Annotated in this window: 1 protein-coding gene; it reads left to right on the top strand. The window is 74.3% G+C overall.

All coding sequences use genetic code 11. From position 1 onward, the window contains the following. Positions 1 to 23: 23 nt before the first annotated feature. The coding region (locus ACGFI8_RS47880) for an SDR family NAD(P)-dependent oxidoreductase (RefSeq protein WP_392815775.1) at positions 24 to 2,797 on the top strand (2,774 nt) is incomplete at its 3' end.

Below are 2,797 nucleotides of genomic sequence, written 5' to 3'. Positions count from 1 at the left end.
CGTTCCAGCATCAGCGGTACTGGCTGGAACCCACCCGTACTGCCGACCTGACCGCTACCGGCCTGACACCCACCGAACACCCACTCCTCAGCGCCGTAGTTCCGGTCGCGGGCGGCGACGATGTCCTGTTCTCGGGGCGGCTGTCAATGCAGCGCCAGCGGTGGCTCACCGACCACCGGGTCGGCGACGTCGTGCTGGTGCCCGGCAGCGCACTCACCGACGCGCTCGTCCATGTCGGCGGGTGGCTCGGCGTGCCGGTCGTCGAGGAGCTGACGATCGCGGTGCCGATCGTCCTCGACGAGACGACCGAGCTCGACGTGCAGGTGGCCGTCGACGAGCCGGCCGACGACGGGCGGCGCGCCGTCCGCCTGTACACCCGCGCCGGGTCCACCGCGAAGTGGACCGAGCACGCCGCCGGATACCTCGCCGTCGCCCTGCCGGACCCGGTCGGGTCCGATCACCTGCGGGTGTGGCCGCCGGCCGGTGCGCGGTCCGTCGACGTCGGCGGCCTGTACGACCGGTTGCCCGTCGCCTACGGGCCGGCGTTCCGTGCGCTGCGCGCCGCGTGGGTCGCGGCCGGCCGCGTGTACGCCGAGGTCGCCCTGCCCGAGGAGGCCGAGGACGCCGACGACTACGGCGTGCACCCGGTGTTGCTCGACGCGGTCCTGCACCCGCTGGGGGAGTCCGGCTTCTTCGCCGACCCCGACCGGCCTCGGCTGGCGTTCTCCTGGACCGGCGTGCGCGTGCACGCGACCGGCGCCCGGGTACTGCGGGCCTGCTTGACTCCGGCGGGGCCCGACGGGGTCGCCGTCAGCGCGGTCGACGAGCTGGGCGCGCCGGTGCTCGATGTCGCCGCGCTCGTGGTGCGCCCCGCCGACCCGGCGAACTTGCGGCCCGCAGGCGGCTCCACCGGAGCACTGTATGCGGTGGACTGGGTGCCCGCGCCGCCGGCGACGGCGGCCGCGCCCGAGTGGGCGTACCTCGAGGATGTGCGCGACAGTGCGGCGCCTGCCGTAGTGGTGCTGCGTCCGGCCGCGACCGACTCCGAGCGGCCGGTGCCCGGGCAGGTGCACGAGGCCGGTCTGGCGTTGGTCGACGTATTGCGAGACTGGCTCACCGACCCCCGATGGGCGCAGAGCCGCCTCGTCCTCCTGACCCGGCCCAGCGACCTGGTGCAGCAGTCGCTGTGGGGGCTGGTCCGCGCGGCGCAGTCGGAGAACCCCGGCCGGTTCGGGCTGTTGGAGACCGACCGGGACGAGGCCGTGACCGTGACCGCTGGCCTCGCTGCGTCAACGGACGAACCCCAGGTCGCCGTACGTGACGGCAAGGTGCTCCTGGCCAGGCTCACCCGGGTGACCGGCGCGGCCAGGGCCGAGGAGACCTCGCCGCTCGCCAACGGCGTCGTCCTGGTCACCGGTGCCACGGGTGGACTCGGGCGGCTGGTCACCGAACACCTCGTGCGCGTGCATCGGGTACCCGAGCTGCTGCTGGTGTCCCGCTCCGGCGCGCCCCAGGAATGGCTCGACGAGCTTACGGCGCTCGGCGCCGCCGTCCGGGCCGTCGCGGCCGACGTGGCCGACCGGGAGGCGCTGGCCGAGCTGGTGGGCGAGGTGGCCGACCGGCTCGTGGGCGTGGTCCACGTCGCCGGCATCGTCGATGACGCCGTCGTGCCCGCGCTCACGCCGCAGCGCTGGAACGCTGTGCTCCGGCCCAAGGTGGACGCGGTATGGCACCTGCACGAGTTGACCGCCGGCCTCGACCTCGCGGCGTTCGTCGTCTACTCGTCGGCATCCTCGACGTTCGGCGGCGCGGGACAGGGGAACTACGCCGCCGGTAACGCGTTCCTCGACGCCTTCGCCGGGTACCGGCGCGGGCTGGGCCTGCCGGCAACGGCGCTCGCCTGGGGTCTGTGGGCCGAGGAAGCCGGCATGGGCGGCCGACTGAGCGACGTCGACCTCGCCCGCATGGCGCGTGGCGGCACGCTGCCCATGTCGGCGGCCGACGGCCTCGCCCTCTTCGACGCCGCACTCGTTGCCGACCGGCCCGCGCTGGTGCCGATCAGGCTCGACCTAGCGGCCGTGCGCGCCCGCGGCGACGTCCACCCGCTGCTGCGCGCCCTCGTGCCGGCCGGGCTCCGCCGCGGCGGCCGCGCAGGGCAGGCCGACTCGTCGTTCGGCAGCCGGATTGCCGCCCTGTCGCCGGCCGAGCGGGCCGAGGCGCTGCTCACCCTGGTGCGAACCCAGGCGGCGACGGTGCTCGGCCACCCCGGACCCGACGCGATCGACCCACGACGCGCGTTCAAGGAGCTCGGCTTCGACTCGCTGACCGCCGTCGAGTTCCGCAACCGGCTGGGCGCCGCGACCGGGCTCCGGCTGCCGGCGACCCTCGTGTTCAACTACCCGTCACCGGTTGCGGTCGCCGATCACCTCGCCGTTGAGCTGGTCGCAGCGGTGCCGGCGGCACCGGCGGTTATGGCCCCGGCAGTGTCCCCTGTGGACGACGACCCGATCGCGATCGTCGCGATGGCCTGCCGCTTCCCGGGCGGCCTCAACAGCCCCGAGGAGCTGTGGCGATTCGTGCGCGACGGCGGCGACGCCGTCGGACCGCTGCCGACGGACCGCGGCTGGGACGTCGACGGCCTGTACGACCCGGACCCGGACGCGGTGGGCCATTCGTACGTGCGCACCGGTGGCTTCATTGACGTGGCGGGCTTCGATGCCGAGTTCTTCGGTATCTCGCCGCGTGAGGCGTTGGCGATGGACCCGCAGCAGCGGTTGTTGCTGGAGGTGTCGTGGGA

This window comes from Dactylosporangium sp. NPDC048998, from assembly GCF_043197855.1.
Lineage (GTDB): Bacteria > Actinomycetota > Actinomycetes > Mycobacteriales > Micromonosporaceae > Dactylosporangium.
Note: the sequence above shows the minus strand (reverse complement) of the source record. Positions and strands in the feature narration are given on the sequence as shown.